Source organism: Allobosea sp. GW821-FHT03A12 (assembly GCF_058986765.1).
On sequence record NZ_JBYSVZ010000003.1, the window covers coordinates 1,168,324 to 1,185,955 of the forward strand.

A 17,632-nucleotide genomic window follows, 5' to 3' on the forward strand; every position below is an offset into this window, starting at 1 on the left:
GAAGCCTCTGGCCTAAAGGCTCGCCGCCGCCCGCGCTGCCTGGTCGTACTGTCCCGACAGCGAGCGCATCGCGGCAGCGATCTCCGACAGGCGGGCCGGGTCGACGCCGGTCGCCAGCACTGACTTGACCAGCAGCTGCTCGCGGATCTGGGCGTAGCGCCTGCAGGCCTCTTCTCCGGCCGGTGTGATGGCGACAGTCTTTTCCTTGCCCTTGCGCCCGCTCTTCAGGAGCTTCAGGCGCTCGAGCTTCTTCAGCGAGTAGTTCACCAGATGCGTGTCCTCGATGTTGAGGACGAGGCAGATGTCGGCGAGGCGCTTGGCCTTGCCGCGGTGGTTGACGTTGTGCAGGACGAGCACGTCCATCGGCGTCAGCTCGGGAATGCCCGCCGCCGTCATGCAGCGCAGCATCCAGCGCTGGAAGGCATGCACCGTCATCGTCAGCGCAAACTCGAACTCCGACAGCGCCGGCATCGCGCCGGAGGCGAGATGGCCGGAGGAGACGATCGGGCCGAGGTCGTCGGAAGGGTGCATGCTGTCTCTTGCTGGAAGGGGCGTAGGGAACCCTCTCCTGTAAGGAGAGGGCAGGGTGAGGTGCAGGCCATTCGACCAGTTCCGCGAGCGCCAACCGCGCGGTCGAGTTCAAGCCAACGTTTTCAGTCCGAACACCTCACCCCTGCCCCTCTCCTTCCAGGAGAGGGGTTCTGTCGTGGTTCCCGCGTCGATGCGGGAGCCAGCCTCACATCTTCTTGTAGGCGTCGATGATCGCCTGGCCGTCGGCGCCGGCCTTCTTCAGCCAGTCGGCGGTCAGCGTTTCGCCGGCCTTCTTGAAGCCGCTGGCGAGCGCGGCCGACGGGGCCTGCACCTTCATGCCCTTGGCCTTGAGCTGGTCGAGATACCAGTTGGTCTTCTCTTCCCACATCTTCCAGCCGCGCGCTTCGGCCGTCGCGGCCGCCTTCAGGATCGCCTCCTGCGTCGGCTTGTCGAGCGCGTCGAAGGCCGCCTTGTTGACGAAGGTCGCGTCCTTCGGGATCCAGGCCTGCACGTCGTAGAAATGCGTCAGCGTCTCCCAGGCCTTCGAGTCGTAGCCGGTGCCGCCCGACGACATGAAGGAGTTGACCACGCCGGTCGCCAGCGCCTGCGGCAGTTCGGCGGCCTGGATCGTCACCGACTGCATGCCGAGCAGTTCGCCGAGACGGGCCGTGCCGACATTGTAGGCGCGCCACTTCAGGCCCTTCATGTCCTCGATCGTGCTGAGCTCCTTCTTGGTGTAGACGCCCTGCGGCGCCCACGGGACCATGAACAGCAGCTTGACGCCCTGGCTGTCGAGCTTCTTCTCGACCGCCGCCTTCGAGGCCTTGTAGAGCTTCATCGAGTCGGCGAACGAGGTCGCCAGGAAGGGCACCACGTCGATGCCGAAGACCGGGTCCTCGTTCTCGTGCAGCGAGATCAGCACCTCGCCCATCTGGGCCTGGCCGCTGGCGACGGCGCGCTTGATCTCGGGCGCCTTGAACAGAGCCGCGCCGGGATGGACGGTGATCTGGAGCTTGCCGCCCGTTGCGGTCTCGACGTCCTTGGCGAAGAGGACGAGGTTTTCCGAATGCGGGTTGTCGGACGGGTAGGCGGCCGGCAGGTTCCACTTGGTCTGGGCGGAGGCCGGGGCGGCGAGCGCAAAGGCGCTGCAACCCAAAGCGAAGGCGGCGATGGCGGTTCTGCGGTTGAACATGCGTCGTTCCTCTCTCTTTTGCTTGGTCTTGAACTCAATCGGGGAAAGCGAGCTTGGGCAAGTAGAGCACGATCTGCGGGAAGGTCGTGATGATCAGCACCGCGACGTTGAGCAGAATGAAGAACGGGAAGGCCGCCTTCGCAACCGTCCAGGTGTCCTTGCCGCTCATGTTCTGCAGCACGAACAGGTTGAAGCCGACCGGCGGCGTGATCTGCGCCATCTCGACATGGATGACGAGGTAGACGCCGAACCAGACCAGGTCGAACCCGGCTTCCTTCACCATCGGCAGCACAATCACCGCTGTCAGCACGATCATCGAGATGCCGTCGATCAGGCAGCCGAGGATGATGTACATGCAGGTCAGCGCCAGCACGAGCATATGCGGCGAGAGCTGCTGGCCCTTGACCCATTCGGCCAGCGCCGCCGGGATGCCGGTGAAGCCCATCGCCGCCGTGCAGAAGGCCGCGCCCGCCAGGATCAGCATGATCATGCAGGTGAGGCGGGTCGCGCTCATGATGCTTTCGAGCAATGCGGCCCAGGTCAGCGTGCCACTCCACCAGGCGAGGAAGAGAGCACCGGTGACGCCGAAGGCGGCGCATTCGGTCGCCGTGGCGAAGCCGAGGATCAGCGACAGAAAGACCGCGGCGATCAGCAGCAGGCAGGGGGCGAGCTTGGCTGACTGGCGCAGCTTCTCGCGGAACGGCATGGAAGGATCGCGCGGCGGCGTCTTTCCCGGGTTGAGCCAGGACCAGATGATGACATAGCCCATATAGAGCGCCATCACGAGCAGGCCGGGCAGGAAGCCGCCGAGGAAGACCTGCAGCACCGAGACGTTGGCGGTGACCGCATAGACCACCATCGGGATCGATGGCGGGATCAGCAGGCCGAGCGTGCCGGAGCCGGCGAGCGTGCCAAGGCTGAGGCGCTCGTCATAGCCGCGCTTCTGCAGCTCGGGCAGGGCGATCTTGCCGATGGTGGCGACGGTCGCGGCCGAGGAGCCGGAGACCGCCGCGAAGATGCCGCAGCCGACGATATTGGTGTGGATCAGGCGCCCGGGCAGCCATTGCAGCCAGGGCGACAGGCCTTGGAACATCTGTTCGGACAGCCTTGTCCTGAACAGGATCTCGCCCATCCAGATGAAGAGCGGCAGGGCGGCGAGCGTCCAGGACGCAGTCGCGCTCCAGACTGTCGTCGCCAGCACCTGGCCGATCGGGACATTGGTGACGAGGTTCATCGCCAGGAGGCCGACCAGGCTGAGGCCGACGGCGATCCAGACGCCGCTCGCCAGGATGCCGACGAGGAAGAGCAGCAGGACGAGCGAGAGTTCGGGCAGGGACATCAGACGCCTCCACCCTGCGCGACGCGCTCGACCAGTTCCTCGACGGATTTCGGTGGCTCGGGCTGGTAGGTCGGCCTGCCGCCGCGGGCGACGATGACGAACTCGTCAAGCAGTGCGATCAGCAGGATGCCGAGGCCGATCACCATGGCGAGCTGCGGAATCCAGAGCGGCACTGAAACGACGCCGGTCGACATGTCGTCGAAGCGCCAGGAATCATGGGCGAGACGCCCGGCTTGCCACGTGAAATAGCCGATGAAGGCCGATGCAACGGTGAGCGAGACCAGTTCGGCGACCTGCCGCGGCCTGCCGTGCAGCCGCTCGATCAGCAGGCCGACGCGGATCATCTCGCCGCGCTTGAAGGTGTGGGCGAGCCCGAAGAAGGCCATTCCCACCAAGGCCCAGGAGGCGAAGTCGTCGCCGGAGGGAATGTTGAAACTGATCTCGCGGCCGATCGACAGGAACATCATCAGCAGGAAGATCGCGACGAGGCTGATGCCAGAGAGCCAACCGGAGATCAGATAGAGCGCGTCGAGGAAGCGGCGGATCATGCGCGCGCCTCGTGACGATGCGTCGCCGGGCAGGGCCGCTCGGCCATGCGCAAAGCGACTGTTGCCAGGACCGGTCCTGTCATGAAAGCCTCCCCTCGATCGGCCCGGCCCCTCAGCCATGTCCCGATCACTGGCGTCGATCCTAATCGGCGAAATGAGCTTGTCAACGTTTCATCGACGATTTATCGATGAAACGTCAAAGAGCCACTATGGCCAATAATCGGGGGATCAGATGACGAGCGGCCGTTGGGACTTCTGGATCGACCGTGGCGGCACCTTCACCGACGTGATCGGCCGCGACCCTGCAGGCAAATTATATGCCCGCAAGCTGCTTTCCGAGAATCCCGGCGCCTATCGCGACGCCGCCGTCCAGGGCATCCGCGACCATTTGGGCCTGAAGCAAGGCGAGCCGATCCCGGCCGGCACGGTTGGCGAGGTCCGCATGGGCACGACGGTCGCGACCAATGCGCTGCTTGAGCGCAAGGGCGACCGCACCTTGCTGGTCACCACCAAGGGGTTCCGCGACGCGCTGCGCATCGGCTACCAGGCGAGGCCCGACATCTTCGCCAAAGAGATCATCAAGCCCGAGCAGCTCTACGACGCTGTGGTGGAGGTCGATGAACGCGTCCTCGCCGACGGTTCGGTCGAGAAGGCCGCCGACGAGGCCGCGATCCGCGCCGCCTTGCAGGTTGAGTTCGATGCTGGCTTCCGCGCCGTCGCCATCGCCTTCATGCATGGCTACCGCTACCCGGCGCATGAGCAGCTGGCAGCGAAGGTCGCCCGCGAGATCGGCTTCCCGCAGGTCTCGGTCAGCCATGAGGTCTCGCCGCTGATCAAGCTGGTCGGGCGCGGCGACACCGCCGTAGTCGACGCCTATCTCTCGCCGATCCTCGCCCGCTATGTCGCGCAGGTCTCCGAGGAGCTCGACATCGCCCGCACCGGCGCGCGGCTGATGTTCATGATGTCCTCGGGCGGTCTCACCGCGGCCGAACTCTTCCAGGGCAAGGACGCGATCCTGTCGGGTCCCGCCGGCGGCGTCGTCGGCCTCGCCGAGACCGGCCGCTCGGCCGGCTTCGACAAGGTCATCGGCTTCGACATGGGCGGCACTTCGACCGACGTCGCCCATTTCGACGGCGAATATGAGCGCGCCTTCGAGACCGAGGTCGCCGGCGTGCGCATGCGCGCCCCGATGATGCTGATCCACACGGTCGCGGCCGGTGGCGGCTCCATCCTCCACTTCGACGGCTCGCGTTTCCGCGTCGGCCCTGATTCCGCTGGCGCCAATCCCGGCCCGGCCGCCTATCGCCGTGGCGGCCCGCTCGCCGTGACCGACGCCAATGTCATGGTCGGCAAGCTAATCCCGTCCTATTTCCCGGCGATCTTCGGCCCCGGCCAGGACCAGCCGCTCGATGTCGCGACCGTGCGCGAGAAATTCGCTGCGCTCGCGGGCGAGGTCGGCGATGGCCGTTCGCCCGAGGAGGTCGCCGACGGCTTCGTCCAGATCGCCGTCGCCAACATGGCCGAGGCGATCAAGAAGATCTCGGTCCAGCGCGGCTACGACATCACCCGCTATGCGCTGAACTCCTTCGGCGGTGCCGGCGGCCAGCATGCCTGCCTCGTCGCTGACGCGCTCGGCATCAAGACCGTGCTGCTGCACCCGTTCTCCGGCCTGCTCTCGGCCTATGGCATGGGCCTCGCCGAGATCCGTGCCACCCGCACCGCGGCGCTCGATGTGCCGCTCGATGCCGAGGCGAAGGCGGCGATCGGTACGCTGGCCGACAAGCTCGGCGCCGAGGCGAAGGGCGAAGTGGCAGGGCAGGGCGTGGCCGAGGCTGACATCGCCATCCATGTGCGCGCCCATATCCGCTATGCCGGCACCGACACCGCGATCGCGACGCCCTTTGGCAGCCGCGCCGAGATGCAGGACGCCTTCCAGGCGGCACACAAAGCCCGCTTCGGCTTCATGGACGAGACCAAGGCGCTGGTCGTCGAGGCCGTCGAGGTCGAGGCCGTCGGCGGCGGCGCCCGCTTCGAGGAAGCCGCGGCTGCCGAGAACGGTGGCGAGCCTGGGGTCGCCGAGCGCACCCGCTTCTTCTCGAAGGGGCAATGGCATGATGTGGCCATCGTCCGGCGCGAGGCGATGGCGCGGGGCCAAGGCATCGCCGGCCCGGCGATCGTGATCGAGCCGAACCAGACCGTCGTGGTCGAGGATGGCTGGACCGCGAAGCTCACGGCCAAGGACCATCTCGTCCTGACCCGCAGCAAGGCACTGGTGCAGCAGGCGGCGATCGGCACCAAGGCCGATCCGGTCATGCTCGAGATCTTCAACAACCTGTTCATGTCGATCGCCGAGCAGATGGGCGTGACGCTGCAGAACACCGCCTATTCCGTGAACATCAAGGAGCGGCTCGACTTCTCCTGCGCCGTCTTCGACCAGACCGGCGCGCTCGTCGCCAATGCGCCGCACATGCCGGTGCATCTCGGCTCGATGGACCGTTCGGTCGAGACGGTGATCTCGAACAACCCGGTGATCCGTCCGGGCGACGTCTACTGCCTGAACGCGCCCTATAACGGCGGCACGCACCTGCCCGACATCACGGTCTGCACCCCGGTCTTCGACAACGAGGACAAGAACATCCTGTTCTGGGTGGCGAGCCGCGGCCATCATGCCGATGTCGGCGGTACAGCGCCGGGCTCGATGTCGCCGCTGGCGACCAATATCGAGGAAGAGGGCGTCTATATCGACAATTTCAGAATCGTCGATCAGGGCCGCTTCTGCGAGGAAGAGCTGGTCAAGCTCTTGACCGGCGCGCGCTATCCGGTCCGCAACGTCGTCCAGAACGTCAACGACCTGAAGGCGCAGATCGCCGCCAACGAGAAGGGCGTGGCGGAGCTGCGCAAGATGATCCGTTCCTTCGGCCTCGACGTGGTGCAGGCCTATATGGGCCATGTCCAGGACAACGCCGCCGAAAGCGTCGCGCGTCTGCTCACTCGCCTGCACGACAGCGAGTTCACCTATCCGATGGACCAGGGCTGCGCGATCAAGGTGAAGATCACCATCGACCGCGACAAGCGCGAGGCGACCGTCGACTTCACCGGCACCTCGCCGCAGCGCGAGGACAATTTCAACGCGCCGGCGCCGGTCACGCGCGCCGCCGTGCTCTATGTCTTCCGCGTCATGGTCGACGATGCGATCCCGATGAATGCCGGGTGCCTGCGTCCGATCAAGGTGATCGTGCCGGAGGGCTCGATGCTGGCGCCGCGCTATCCCGCCGCCGTCGTCGCCGGCAATGTCGAGGTCAGCCAGGCTGTGACCAACACGCTGTTCGGCGCGCTGGAGGCGATGTCGTCCTCGCAGGGCACGATGAACAACCTGACCTTCGGCAACGACCAGTACCAGTATTACGAGACGATCTGCTCGGGCTCGCCGGCCGGGCCGGGCTTCAACGGCACCTCGGGCGTCCACGTCCACATGACCAATTCGCGCCTGACCGATCCGGAGATTCTGGAGACGCGCTTCCCGGTCGTGCTCGAGGACTTCCACATCCGCCCGGGTTCCGGCGGCAAGGGCGAGTGGAATGCCGGCGACGGCACCAGCCGCACCATCCGTTTCCTCAAGACGATGGACTGCGCCATCCTGGCTTCGCACCGCAAGGTCCGTCCCTTCGGCATGAAGGGCGGCGAGCCCGGCGAGCTCGGTAGGACGCTGGTGCGGCGGCTTTCGGGGGCAATGGAGGAGTTAAAGCCGAGCGATCAGACCCTGCTTCAGGCCGGCGAAGCGGTCACCGTGATCACGCCGACTGCGGGTGGCTACGGAAAGCCGAAGGGCTGAAGAGGAGCAATTCGTGGCTCTGCCGTCATTCCGGGGCGCTTCGCTGCGCGACGCCCCGGAATGACAGATAGAGGTTCCGCTCAGGCCAGATCGGTCTTCGCGAAATCGTTGCCCTTGTAGAGCAGGGCCGCGCCATATTCCTTGGCGCAGGCATAGGCGAAGCAATCGCCGAAGTTGAGCTTGGCCGGGCTGCCGACCGCTCGCCCATAGCGCTTCGCCGCCTCGATCGCGGCCCGGCCGATTGCGGGCGAAATCTCGATTTCGCGTGCCTTGATGTTCGCGGCGAACAAGGCGACGCTGCTCTGAGCCTGGTCGATCAGGGACGAATCCAGTTCACGGCCTGTGTCGCGCGCCTTTTTTGCCGCCAGTGACATCACGGCCTCGAACAGGCCCGGTGGCGAGATGAGAAACGGAGCTTCGGCAGCTTCGAGTCTGTCGAGTAGAATCTCTGCATCATCCTCCCGCCCGAGGATCGCAACAATCACAGACGCATCCAGATAGGTCACGTCTCGTCCCACATTTCGTCGAGGAAGGCCTTCACGTCAAAATCGCTTTGACCCTGTCCCATCGCGTCGGCGAGGGCGAGACTGGGTGCTATCCGTTCGCGCAGCGGACGGGCGCTTTCCACCCGTTCAAGCTCCTGTTCGAGGGCGCGGCGCACGACTTCCGTCTTTGTCCGCGCGCCGGTCGCCTTCTGCAGGCGGGTCGCGAGTTCGTCGACGGCGCGGTCGCGGATGTAAAGGGACATGGATTGATCTTCATATGAATATTCACATTAGGCAAGTGAATATTCATATGAGCGATGGCGATTGCATGTCGTCGGTTCGCGCAAAGACAGCCGGCACGCGCCGCCGCTCTGGAAAGGATAGGGCGAGAGGCTTAGGTCTGAGACCAACAGGAGACCGACCATGCCCCAGACCTGGATGATCACCGGTGCCAATCGCGGCATCGGCCTGGCGTTGACGATGGAATTGCTGCGGCGGGGCGATCATGTCGTCGCCGCGGCGCGCGACCCCTGGGGCGGGGCGCTGGCGGAGCTCGCCGGTGTCCATGTCGGGCAACTGACCCCGCTGGAGCTCGACGTCACCTCCGACAAGAGCGTCGCCGCGGCCAAGCAGGCCTTCGATGGCCGGCCGATCGACGTGCTCGTCAACAATGCCGGCGTCTATGGTCCGCGTGACAGGCAATCGGCGCTCGACATGGACTTCAAGGCTTGGCGCGAGGTCTTCGAGGTCAATGTCTACGCCCCCTTACGGGTGGCGCAGGCCTTCCTGCCCAATGTCGAGGCGGGCTCCGGCCGCAAGATCGTCACCATCAGCAGCCGCATGGGCTCGATCGGCTCCAACCCGTCAGGCGCCATCGCCTATCGCTCCTCGAAGGCGGCGGTGAACATGGTGATGGTGGGTTTCGGCAATGCGGTGCGCGATAGCGAGGTCGCGGTGCTGCTCTTCCATCCCGGCTGGGTCCGTACCGACATGGGCGGCGGCGGGGCCGATATCCCGCCGACCGAGAGCGCCGCCGGGCTGATCGCCACGATCGACGCCTCCGGCATGCGCGACACCAACAGCTTCCGCAACTGGAAGGGCGAGGAGATTCCCTGGTAGGAAGCTCAGCTGCCGCGGGTCGAGGCGAGCCAGAGCCCGCCGCCGATCAGGAAGCCGCCGCTGACCTTCGACATCAGCCGGACGCGCCGCTGCGACAGGAAGCGGCCGGCGCGGCCGGAGAGGATCGCGTAGGCGCCGTCGCTGAGCGCGGCGAACAGCATCGTGGTCGCGCCCATGATCGCAATCTGCGTGGCATGGTCGCGCGCCGGATCGAGGAACTGCGGGAAGAAGGCGCCGAAGAAGACCAGCGTCTTCGGATTGCTCAGCGCGACCAAGAGCCCCTGCAGGAAGAAGCCGCCGCGCGGCGGGCGCGCCTCGATCGCGCCTTCGGCGGCCGCTCCGGCGCTGCGGTACATCTTCCAGCCCAGCCAGATCAGGTAGGCGGCGCCGGCGAGCCTGACCCAGTCGAACCAATGGCCCATCGCGGCGATCACCGAGCTCAGGCCGACGCCGACGATCGCGATCATGATCGCCAGGCCCGCCTGCGTTCCTGCCACGTTGAGAAGCCCGGCGCGGCTACCATGCCTCAGGCTGTTGGCGATGATCAGCGTCACCGTCGGGCCGGGCACGATGATGATCACCAGGCATGCGACGAGATAGGCGGCGAAGAGTTCGAGTGACATCGGGTAGCCTCCGAAGGCTTGGCGGCCGCCTTGAAGGCGGCGCGTCATTCCTCTCCTGTTTGGGCCGGCCTGTCGAGAGAGGGAGGGGCGCGTGACAGATACGGATTTCCGGACCGTCCCGCTGACGCCGGAGCATTGGCCGGCGCTGGAGGAGCTCTTCGGCCCGCAGGGGCCCTGCTATGGCTGCTGGTGCAATCATTTCCGCATGCCCCAGAGGTTGCGCAAGCCGCTGCTCGGCGAGGGCGCACGCCAGCTCTTCGAGGAACGGGTGGAGAAAGGGCCGCCGCCGGGCGTACTCGCCTTCGCCGGCAATGTCGCCGTCGGCTGGCTGCAGATCGGGCCGCGGGCGCATGTGTCGGAATGGAATAATCCGCGTCGCGCCTCGACACCGCTGCCGGATGCACCCGCGGCGGACGAGCGCAACTGGGCGGCTTCCTGCTTCTTTGTTCGCAGGGGTTATCGCGGCAAGGGCGTCACGACGGCGCTGCTCGCTGGCGGGCTCGACTTCGCCCGGGCGAGCGGCGCGCGCCTGGTCGAGGCTGCGGCGATGGACAATGCGGAGAAGCGCAGCACCGAGGGCCTCTATGTCGGGCCGGAGAGCGTGTTCCAGCGCGCCGGCTTCACCGAAGTCGCCAGGCAGAAGCCGGGACGACCGCTGATGCGTTTCATCTTATAGCGAGAGCGTCGTCGCAGGAGAATCGAAAGGGCGGTCTGTCAAGTCAAAAATTTTAGATTTTTTAGATACTTAGCTGGCTCCGTTAAGGATCTGTTTGTCTCGCATTTGCGAAAGCTCTGCCCGCTGACGAAGCGGTGAAGACGATGCGGCCGTTCGGGCTCACAGCCAAGATCACTGTCCTATTCGCGATCTTCGGGATCGCCGCCGCGCTCGGCCTTGCCAGCGCGGTCAGCGGACTCGATTCCGTTCATGAGATCGACCGCGAGGCGTTCGCCGGGCAACAACTCGCCAACAAGGCAGCGCTGCTGTCTAGCCGGGTCGCGCAGGCGTCGCTGCTCAGCCGTTTCGACGATGCGAGCGAAACCCGGGCGGTCCAGACGGCGCTCGACCAGCTCGACGAGGCGGTCGAGCTGGTCGATTCGGCGCGCGCCAACCTGATGTCGTCGCTTCCAGCAAGCCAACTCCAGGCCAACGCCTCGCTCGACCCGCGCATAAAAACCTTCATCGCCTTCCAGCGGGACATCGTCGATATCGGTCGGCGTGTCTCGCCCAAGGCTGCGCTGATCGAGGCCTCCGCCGTCGAAGCGCGCGAGAACGTCCGCCAGATCATCATGGCGACGGCGCGGCTGCGCGACGATCTCGACCGTCAGGCCGGCCTTGCCGCGAGCCGCGCCGGCGACTTGGCAAGAGAGGTCAGGCTGCGCGTGATCCTGATCGCCGCCGGCCTGCCGCTGGCTGGCGGACTGCTTGCGATCCTGCTGTTGCGGACCTATCTGACCCGGCCTTTGCGCGTGCTGATGGAGACCATCGCCAGGGTCAGTTCCTCGGATCGGGTCGTCGAGGTGCCCTATGGCAAGCGCCGCGACGAGATCGGCCAGCTTGCCCGCACCGTGCGCACGCTGAGCGAAGTCCGCGCCACATTGGTCACCCGCGATGCCGAGGCCGATCTGGCGCAGCAGCACCGGCAGCACCGAACAGATGAATTGCACCGCATTGCCCAGGAGTTCGAGGCCCGTATCGGCCGCCTGCTCGCCGATATCGGCCGGTTGAGCGAGGGGCTGCGTGCGGCGCTCGCCTCATCCGCCCTCCGTGCCGGCCAGATCTCCCACAGTGGCAACGCAGCCGCCCAGGCCGTCGCCGGAGCCGGCGACGAGGCCGAGCGCATCGCCGATGCCGCGGTGCGGCTGGAGGAGGTGGTCGAGCAGATCAATCGCGAGGTCCGGCGGGTGTCCGAGACCGCGAGCCTCGCGACCCGCGACGCCGCCGGCACGGTCGGCCTGGTCGGCCGGCTGACCGAGAATGCCGGCAAGATCCGCGATGTCGTCCAGCTGATCGAGGCGATCGCGCGCCAGACCAACCTGCTCGCGCTCAACGCCACGATCGAGGCGGCTCGTGCCGGCACGCATGGCCGCGGCTTCGCCATCGTCGCCAGCGAAGTGAAGGCCCTGGCGACCCAGACCGCCGATGCGACAGCGCAGATCTCGACCCGGATCGCGACTGTCGATGTCGCACTGTCGCAGGCCGCTCAGGCGATCATCGGTATCGCCAACCGCGCCGGTGCCGTCGAACAGGCGAGCACCGAGATCTCGACCATGGTCGCCTCGCATACCGGTCTGCTGCAGGGACTGGGCGAGACCATCGCGCGCATCTCGGTGGTCACCGGGCAGGCGGCGGCCGCAGTGACGACGATCGCCGGCGCCGGCGTGCAGACGGCGTCCCATGCCGAGCAGGGGGCGAGCGGCGCCCGCCAGCTCGACGAGCGCATCTCGGCCCTGCAGGCGGAGGCTGACGAATTCGCCCGGCGCCTGCGCGCCGCCTGAACCGGCTTGCCTTGGCCGCCCGACTCGCGGCCTTGTGCGCCATGCCCAAAAGCATCCGCATCACCCCATGAGCTGGTCGCCGCAGCAGGACGCGGCGCTCGCCGCCGTGGCCGATTGGCTCAAGGTCGGCTCGCCGCAGGTCTTCCGCCTGTTCGGCTATGCCGGCGCGGGCAAGACCACGCTCGCCCGCCACATCGCCAACGACGTCAATGGGATCGTCGTCTTCGCCGCCTTCACCGGCAAGGCAGCGCTCGTCTTGCGCAACAAGGGTTGCGAGGGCGCGCAGACCATCCATTCGCTGATCTACCGCTCGCGCGGCGTCGACGAGGAGAGCCCGACCTTCACGCTGAACCGCGAGAGCGCGGCCGCCAAGGCCAAGCTGATCATCATCGACGAGTGCTCGATGGTCGACGAGGAACTCGGCCGCGACCTGCTCTCCTTCGGCACGCCGGTGCTGGTGCTCGGCGATCCAGCCCAGCTGCCGCCGGTCAAGGGCGGTGGCTTCTTCACCGAGCATGAGCCCGATGTGATGCTGACCGAGGTCCACCGGCAAGCGGCCGACAATCCGATCGTGCGCATGTCGATGATCGTGCGCGAAGGCGGGAGGCTCGAGGTCGGCGACTATGGCGCGAGCCGGATCATCAGGCGCGCCGAGATCACGCCCGAGATCGTGCTCTCGGCCGATCAGGTCCTGGTCGGCCTCAACAAGACGCGCCGGCTCTACAATGCCCGCATGCGTCAGCTCATGGGCCATGTCGCCAATGTCCCGGCTGTCGGCGAGAAGCTGGTCTGTCTGCGCAACGACAAGAGCAAGGGCCTGCTCAATGGCGGCGCCTGGATCGTGCAGGAGTTGAAGACCTCGAAGAAGGGCCTCGTCACCATGCGGGTGACGCCGGAGGACGACACCGGCGGCAAGCCGGTCAAGGTCTCGGTCATGCCGAATTTCTTCGACGGCACCGAGGACGAGGTGCCCTGGGAGCTGCGCCGCCACACCGACGAGTTCACCTTCGGCTACGCCCTGACCGTCCACAAGGCGCAGGGCTCGCAATGGGACAACATCGTCATGTTCGACGAGGCCTTCGCCTTCCGCGAGCACCGGGCGCGCTGGCTCTATACCGGCCTGACCCGTGCGGCCGAGACGATCACGGTGGTGATGTAAGCTCAGCCAGCAGGCGGGCGCGCTCGAGGTCCTTCGGGCGCCCGAAGCCTTCGATGATGCGCTGGAGTTCGTCCCGCTCGGGGACGTAGACGGTGGCCGGGCCGATCGAGACCGCCTGCCGCGTCGCCGGCCAAACCGGGCGCCACGCATCGCCGACGCGGTGCTCGAAGCCGGCTATCAGATCGACCGGAACGGGCGGCGCCTGCCATTTGGCCAGAACATCCGATCGGAACAGCGGGTTCGGCGGAGCCGGATAAGGCTCGATCCCGATCCGCGGCAGGATCCGGCCGATATCCTCGACGCTGAGCAGGACATCGACGTCGGCGACGGTGATCGGCTTGGCGCCATGCAAGGCTGCTGCGGCACTGGCGATGATCCACCAGGGATCGCGCGCACTCTTCATGATCGCAGCGACGGAGCCGAGAGTCTCGATCAGGGGGGCAGGTAGGCTCATGAGCGGCCTATAGCACGAGTGCTTTCTCTTCTCCTGTGCGGATTCAGCCGCGAAACCGGACGAGGCGCGGGGAACCCCTCCCCCTTGTGGGGAGGGGCAGGGGTGGGGGGCGTAAAGCCTGAGCAATTCGTTGAAATTCAGAGCACCGCCGCTGCTGCCAGCTCTTCTTGCCGCCAGTCACCAGGCGGCACCACCCCCATCCCCCCAAAAGGGTGAAGGAGGAGCCCACGCTCACAGCCTTTCGCGGAGCAATCCAAACGGCGCAGGAACCGTCGCGGCGAGCCGGCGCCAGACCGTCACGGTAGATTGGAATTGCGTGAAACGCTGCTGGCGGAGAAGAATTTTCTTGGTATGCGATGGTCTCGTGCTGGCCCGGCAATGCATCGGAACCCGAGATGATCGCAGCTTCGACCTTTGACTTGCACATCGACCGCCGCGGCAGCAACTGCGCCAAATGGGACAAGATGGAAGCGATCTACGGCGTGCCGGCCTCCGACGGCATCGCCATGTGGGTCGCCGACATGGACTTTCGCCCGCCGGCCTGCGTGCAGGCCGCGGTCGAGGCGATGGCCGCCCATGGCATCTACGGCTATTTCGGCCACGAGAAGACGAACAGTGATGCGATCCGCTGGTGGATGCAGGAACGCCATGGCTGGACGGTCGAGCCGGAGGCGATCTTCACCACGCATGGCCTGGTGAACGGCACTGCGCTCTGCGTCGACGCCTATACCAAACCGGGCGATGGCGTTGTGCTGATGACGCCGGTCTATCACGCCTTCGCCCGCGTGATTAAGGCCGCCGGCCGCGATGTCGTCGAATGCCGGCTCGCGCAGGAGGCCGGCCGCTATGTCCTCGACATCTCCGCCTGGGATGCGCAGATGACCGGCAGGGAGAAGATGCTGGTCCTGTGCTCGCCGCATAATCCCGGCGGACGGGTCTGGAGCCGTGACGAGCTCCGCCAGATCGCCGATTTCTGCGTCCGCCACGACCTGATCCTGGTCTCGGACGAGATCCACCACGATCTTGTCATGCCCGGCTACAGGCACATGGTCATGCCGCTCGCCGCGCCGGAGATCATCGATCGTCTGGTGATGATGACCGCGACGACCAAGACCTTCAACATCGCCGGCGCCCATGTCGGCAACGTCATCATTCCCGATGAAAAGCTGCGCGCGCCCTTCCGGGCCCGGATGAACGCGCTCGGCATCTCCCCGAACTCCTTCGGCATGGAGATGTCGACGGCCGCCTACAGCAAGGAAGGCGCTGCCTGGGTCGATGCGCTCTCCGCCTATCTCGACGGCAATCGCAAGGTCTTCGACACGGCCATCAACGCCATCCCCGGCCTGCGTTCGATGCCGCTGGAGGCGACTTATCTCGCCTGGGTCGATTTCTCCGGCACCGGCATGGAGCCGAAGGATTTCATCGCCCGCGTCGAGAAGCAGGCGAAGATCGCGGTCAACCACGGCAACAGTTTTGGCGCCGGCGGTGACAGCTTCCTGCGCTTCAACCTGGCGACCCAGCGCGCCGTCGTGGTCGAGGCGGCCGAGCGCCTGAAACAGGCCTTCGCCGACCTTCAGTGAAGGCGGCTTCGGCTCAGAAATGCGCGAGATAGCCACCGTCGACCGGTAGCGTCACCCCGGTGACATAGGCCGCTTCCGGCGAGCACAGGAAGGCGACGGCGCCGACCAGCTCGTTCGGAACGCCCCAGCGCCCGATCGAGGTGCGCTGCGCCAGCATGCCGGCGATGCCGGGATCGGCGACGAGGCCGGCATTGGCCTCGGTCGCGAAGAAGCCGGGCGCGACGGCATTGACCGTGATGCCGCGCGGGCCGAGCTCGGCCGCGAGCGCGCGGGTGAGCGCCTCCAGCCCGCCCTTGGTCGCGATGTAGCCGGGATCGCCGGCGCGCGCGATCGAGCCGGCGATCGAGGTGATGTTGACGATGCGCCCGCCATCCGGGATGTGCCGGGCGAGCCGCCGCACCAGGTCGAAGGGCGCCACGAGATTGACCTCGAGCAAGGCCCGGAAGGCGGCGCGGTCGAGCGCATCGAGCGGCCTGCGGTCGCGCAGGCCGGCATTGTTGACGAGGATGTCGATGCGGGGATGACGCGCGAGCAGCGCATCGAGCGCTGCTGCTGTTGCCTCTTCGTCGGCGAGGTCGGCGGCGAAGGTCGAGACCGCGAGGCCTTCGGCGGCCAGCTCTCCAGCAGTGATGTCGAGCGCAGCCTGGCTGCGACCATGGATCACCACATGGGCGCCGTGCGCGGCGAGCCCCTTGGCGATCGCGAGGCCGAGGCCCTTGCCGGCACCGGTGACCAGGGCCGTTCGTCCGTCCAGATCAGTCATCGCCTTTCGCCGTCAGCCTTGCAGGTCCGCCGAGCTTGTCGCCCGGCGGCGTCCTATCGCGTCAGCATCGGCCCGATCCATCACAGCCGCTGCGAGGTCGTGCCCTTGGCGACGATCGGGCCGGTCGGGCGCCCGGTGGGCGAGCCGCTCGCCGGTTCCAGCGTGATCTCGAAGAGCTGGCCATTGCCGAGCGGCAGGTTGTCGAGCCGCAAGGGCGTCGAGCGGGCGCGGTCGATCAGGCCGACCGAGCGCGGGCCGACGGCGCGGTCCCACAAGGTCCAGATTTCCAGCGCCTTGCCGGCTGGCACGTCGATGCTCTGCAAGGGCAGCATCTCGACGCGCCCGTCGGCGAAGGTATTGACCACGGCGGCGGCGGCATTGCCCTCGGTCAGTAGCACCGCGACCATCAGCGGCTGACGCTTGGCGCGGTCGAGGGCGCCGACAAGACCGACCGCCAGCAGCACGGTCGCCAGCGCACCGGCGAAGGCGGCGCCGCGCCAGACGAACAGGCTGTTCCACCAGTCGGCGAAGCGACTGGAGCCAGCCACCGCCGGGCGGGCTGTCGCCGCCGAGGCTGCCGGCTGGATCAGGCCCGCCAGTCCGGCCTCGATCCGGGGCCAGAGATCGACGGATGGAGTGAGCGGCGTGGCCGTCGCATCGAGCGCGAAGAAGTGCAGCCGCCAGCGCTCGACCGAGGTGGCGAAATCACGATCCGTGTCGAGGCGGCGCTCGGCCTCCGCGGAATCGGCCCCGTCGAGCAGGCCGAGCACATATTCCCCGGCGAGTGCGTCACGCTCAGGCGGGCTGAGTTGGTCGTCGCGGGAGGGGCTCATCCGAGGCACTCCTTCAACGAGAGCAGCGAGCGGCGGATCCAGGATTTCACCGTGCCGAGCGGCAGTTTGAGGCGGCCGGCGATCTCGCCATGCGTCAGCCCCTGGACGAAGGCGAGCAGCACAAGGCCGCGCCGCTGCGGCGAGAGCATCTCCAGGCAGCCGCGCAGTGCGCTGGCATCAGACAGTTTCGCCATCACCGTCTCCGGATCGTCCTCCTCGCTCGCGGTCTCCTCGGCGATCGGGGTGTCGCTGGTCTCGGTCCGCTTCTCGTCGCGCAGGATCGAGAGCGAACGGTTGCGCAGGATCGCGTAGATCCAGGTCAAGCCGGCGCCGCGCTCGGGGTCGAAGCGACCGGCATGCCTGAAGATCAACACGAACGCGTCCTGCACCGCTTCCTCCGCCAGGGCCCGGCGCTTCAGCAGACGTTGCGCCACACCGAGCATACGCGGCGACTCGGCCTCGTAGATGCGGCGGAGTGCAGTTTTATCGCCGGCGGCGCAGGCGAGCAGCGCGGCTTCGATCTCGCCGGTCTGTCGCGGCTGCGTAGCGTCAGTCGCCATCCGTCTCCCCGATCTCCGGCCGTCCTCTCTCGGGTGCGGCGAGCCCATTGATACGCGATAGCGGCCGCTTTGGATGCCGTCCCAGCTTTTATTTTTTCGTTCGCATCTGGGTCGCGAT

General features: G+C 66.7%; 17 protein-coding genes. 6 read left to right on the forward strand and 11 right to left on the reverse strand.

From position 1 onward, the window contains the following. Positions 1-12: 12 nt before the first annotated feature. From AC3WLC_RS13065 to AC3WLC_RS13080, 4 genes are all read right to left on the reverse strand, one after another. Positions 13-531, reverse strand: coding sequence for a winged helix DNA-binding protein (locus AC3WLC_RS13065; RefSeq protein WP_493684327.1), 519 nt, complete (start codon positions 529-531; stop codon positions 13-15). Positions 532-736: 205 nt separating this feature from the next. Next, complete coding sequence (locus AC3WLC_RS13070; RefSeq protein WP_493684328.1) at positions 737-1,723, reverse strand: TRAP transporter substrate-binding protein; 987 nt, start codon at positions 1,721-1,723, stop codon at positions 737-739. Between the two features lie 34 nt (positions 1,724-1,757). Beyond that, on the reverse strand, positions 1,758-3,062 hold the full coding sequence (locus AC3WLC_RS13075) for a TRAP transporter large permease (RefSeq protein ID WP_493684329.1): 1,305 nt from the start codon (positions 3,060-3,062) through the stop codon (positions 1,758-1,760). Then, complete coding sequence (locus AC3WLC_RS13080; RefSeq protein ID WP_493684330.1) at positions 3,062-3,610, reverse strand: TRAP transporter small permease; 549 nt, start codon at positions 3,608-3,610, stop codon at positions 3,062-3,064. Before AC3WLC_RS13080 ends, AC3WLC_RS13075 begins: the two co-directional genes overlap by 1 nt. A 232-nt stretch (positions 3,611-3,842) precedes the next feature. Between AC3WLC_RS13080 and AC3WLC_RS13085 the strand changes: the two genes are divergently transcribed. Further along, positions 3,843-7,442 (forward strand): hydantoinase B/oxoprolinase family protein, encoded by a 3,600-nt coding sequence (locus AC3WLC_RS13085; RefSeq protein WP_493684331.1) that lies wholly within the window; start codon positions 3,843-3,845, stop codon positions 7,440-7,442. A gap of 80 nt (positions 7,443-7,522) precedes the next feature. Here the strand turns inward: AC3WLC_RS13085 and AC3WLC_RS13090 are convergent, their stop codons facing one another. Beyond that, positions 7,523-7,948 carry a type II toxin-antitoxin system VapC family toxin gene (locus AC3WLC_RS13090; protein ID WP_493684332.1) on the reverse strand — a complete coding sequence of 142 codons (426 nt, stop codon included), beginning with the start codon at positions 7,946-7,948 and terminating at the stop codon, positions 7,523-7,525. After that, positions 7,945-8,190, reverse strand: a complete 246-nt coding sequence (locus AC3WLC_RS13095; protein ID WP_493684333.1) for a type II toxin-antitoxin system VapB family antitoxin — start codon at positions 8,188-8,190, stop codon at positions 7,945-7,947. The genes AC3WLC_RS13090 and AC3WLC_RS13095 overlap by 4 nt, the downstream gene beginning before the upstream one ends. A 160-nt stretch (positions 8,191-8,350) precedes the next feature. On the opposite strand from AC3WLC_RS13095, the gene AC3WLC_RS13100 reads away from it, so the two are divergent. Continuing rightward, a complete protein-coding gene (locus AC3WLC_RS13100; RefSeq protein WP_493684334.1) occupies positions 8,351-9,046 on the forward strand; it encodes an SDR family oxidoreductase in 696 nt (231 codons plus the stop codon). 5 nt (positions 9,047-9,051) lie between these two features. Here the strand turns inward: AC3WLC_RS13100 and AC3WLC_RS13105 are convergent, their stop codons facing one another. Next, the gene (locus AC3WLC_RS13105) at positions 9,052-9,669 is read right to left on the reverse strand and encodes a LysE family translocator (protein ID WP_493684335.1); all 618 of its coding nucleotides are present in this window, start codon (positions 9,667-9,669) and stop codon (positions 9,052-9,054) included. Positions 9,670-9,760: 91 nt separating this feature from the next. Between AC3WLC_RS13105 and AC3WLC_RS13110 the strand changes: the two genes are divergently transcribed. The 3 genes from AC3WLC_RS13110 (at position 9,761) to AC3WLC_RS13120 (ending at position 13,324) form a co-directional block, all read left to right on the forward strand. After that, a complete protein-coding gene (locus AC3WLC_RS13110; RefSeq protein WP_493684336.1) occupies positions 9,761-10,345 on the forward strand; it encodes a GNAT family N-acetyltransferase in 585 nt (194 codons plus the stop codon). A 143-nt stretch (positions 10,346-10,488) separates the two neighbouring features. Next, on the forward strand, positions 10,489-12,165 hold the full coding sequence (locus AC3WLC_RS13115; protein ID WP_493684556.1) for a methyl-accepting chemotaxis protein: 1,677 nt from the start codon (positions 10,489-10,491) through the stop codon (positions 12,163-12,165). Between the two features lie 67 nt (positions 12,166-12,232). Beyond that, entirely contained in the window at positions 12,233-13,324 is a 1,092-nt protein-coding gene (locus AC3WLC_RS13120) for an ATP-dependent DNA helicase (protein ID WP_493684337.1), read from the forward strand. Here AC3WLC_RS13120 and AC3WLC_RS13125 read toward each other — a convergent pair. Then, positions 13,308-13,778, reverse strand: a complete 471-nt coding sequence (locus AC3WLC_RS13125) for a hypothetical protein (RefSeq protein ID WP_493684338.1) — start codon at positions 13,776-13,778, stop codon at positions 13,308-13,310. The two genes, AC3WLC_RS13120 and AC3WLC_RS13125, sit on opposite strands and share 17 nt — an antisense overlap. 395 nt (positions 13,779-14,173) lie before the next feature. On the opposite strand from AC3WLC_RS13125, the gene AC3WLC_RS13130 reads away from it, so the two are divergent. Continuing rightward, positions 14,174-15,358, forward strand: coding sequence for a MalY/PatB family protein (locus AC3WLC_RS13130; RefSeq protein ID WP_493684339.1), 1,185 nt, complete (start codon positions 14,174-14,176; stop codon positions 15,356-15,358). A 13-nt stretch (positions 15,359-15,371) separates the two neighbouring features. On the opposite strand, the gene AC3WLC_RS13135 is transcribed toward AC3WLC_RS13130, so the two are convergent. From AC3WLC_RS13135 to AC3WLC_RS13145, 3 genes are all read right to left on the reverse strand, one after another. Further along, on the reverse strand, positions 15,372-16,121 hold the full coding sequence (locus AC3WLC_RS13135) for an SDR family oxidoreductase (RefSeq protein ID WP_493684340.1): 750 nt from the start codon (positions 16,119-16,121) through the stop codon (positions 15,372-15,374). Between the two features lie 80 nt (positions 16,122-16,201). After that, positions 16,202-16,954 (reverse strand): anti-sigma factor, encoded by a 753-nt coding sequence (locus AC3WLC_RS13140; RefSeq protein ID WP_493684341.1) that lies wholly within the window; start codon positions 16,952-16,954, stop codon positions 16,202-16,204. Next, positions 16,951-17,514 carry a sigma-70 family RNA polymerase sigma factor gene (locus AC3WLC_RS13145; protein ID WP_493684342.1) on the reverse strand — a complete coding sequence of 188 codons (564 nt, stop codon included), beginning with the start codon at positions 17,512-17,514 and terminating at the stop codon, positions 16,951-16,953. The genes AC3WLC_RS13140 and AC3WLC_RS13145 overlap by 4 nt, the downstream gene beginning before the upstream one ends. Between the last annotated feature and the right edge of the window lie 118 nt (positions 17,515-17,632).

Excerpts from the sequence above, each read along its gene's own strand:
- AC3WLC_RS13065 (WP_493684327.1), bottom strand. The coding sequence starts at position 531 with ATGCACCCTTCCGACGACCTCGGCCCGATCGTCTCCTCCGGCCATCTC.
- AC3WLC_RS13070 (WP_493684328.1), bottom strand. The coding sequence starts at position 1,723 with ATGTTCAACCGCAGAACCGCCATCGCCGCCTTCGCTTTGGGTTGCAGC.
- AC3WLC_RS13075 (WP_493684329.1), bottom strand. The coding sequence starts at position 3,062 with ATGTCCCTGCCCGAACTCTCGCTCGTCCTGCTGCTCTTCCTCGTCGGC.
- AC3WLC_RS13080 (WP_493684330.1), bottom strand. The coding sequence starts at position 3,610 with ATGATCCGCCGCTTCCTCGACGCGCTCTATCTGATCTCCGGTTGGCTC.
- AC3WLC_RS13085 (WP_493684331.1), top strand. The coding sequence starts at position 3,843 with ATGACGAGCGGCCGTTGGGACTTCTGGATCGACCGTGGCGGCACCTTC.
- AC3WLC_RS13095 (WP_493684333.1), bottom strand. The coding sequence starts at position 8,190 with ATGTCCCTTTACATCCGCGACCGCGCCGTCGACGAACTCGCGACCCGC.
- AC3WLC_RS13100 (WP_493684334.1), top strand. The coding sequence starts at position 8,351 with ATGCCCCAGACCTGGATGATCACCGGTGCCAATCGCGGCATCGGCCTG.
- AC3WLC_RS13105 (WP_493684335.1), bottom strand. The coding sequence starts at position 9,669 with ATGTCACTCGAACTCTTCGCCGCCTATCTCGTCGCATGCCTGGTGATC.
- AC3WLC_RS13115 (WP_493684556.1), top strand. The coding sequence starts at position 10,489 with ATGCGGCCGTTCGGGCTCACAGCCAAGATCACTGTCCTATTCGCGATC.
- AC3WLC_RS13120 (WP_493684337.1), top strand. The coding sequence starts at position 12,233 with ATGAGCTGGTCGCCGCAGCAGGACGCGGCGCTCGCCGCCGTGGCCGAT.
- AC3WLC_RS13125 (WP_493684338.1), bottom strand. The coding sequence starts at position 13,778 with ATGAGCCTACCTGCCCCCCTGATCGAGACTCTCGGCTCCGTCGCTGCG.
- AC3WLC_RS13130 (WP_493684339.1), top strand. The coding sequence starts at position 14,174 with ATGATCGCAGCTTCGACCTTTGACTTGCACATCGACCGCCGCGGCAGC.
- AC3WLC_RS13135 (WP_493684340.1), bottom strand. The coding sequence starts at position 16,121 with ATGACTGATCTGGACGGACGAACGGCCCTGGTCACCGGTGCCGGCAAG.
- AC3WLC_RS13140 (WP_493684341.1), bottom strand. The coding sequence starts at position 16,954 with ATGAGCCCCTCCCGCGACGACCAACTCAGCCCGCCTGAGCGTGACGCA.
- AC3WLC_RS13145 (WP_493684342.1), bottom strand. The coding sequence starts at position 17,514 with ATGGCGACTGACGCTACGCAGCCGCGACAGACCGGCGAGATCGAAGCC.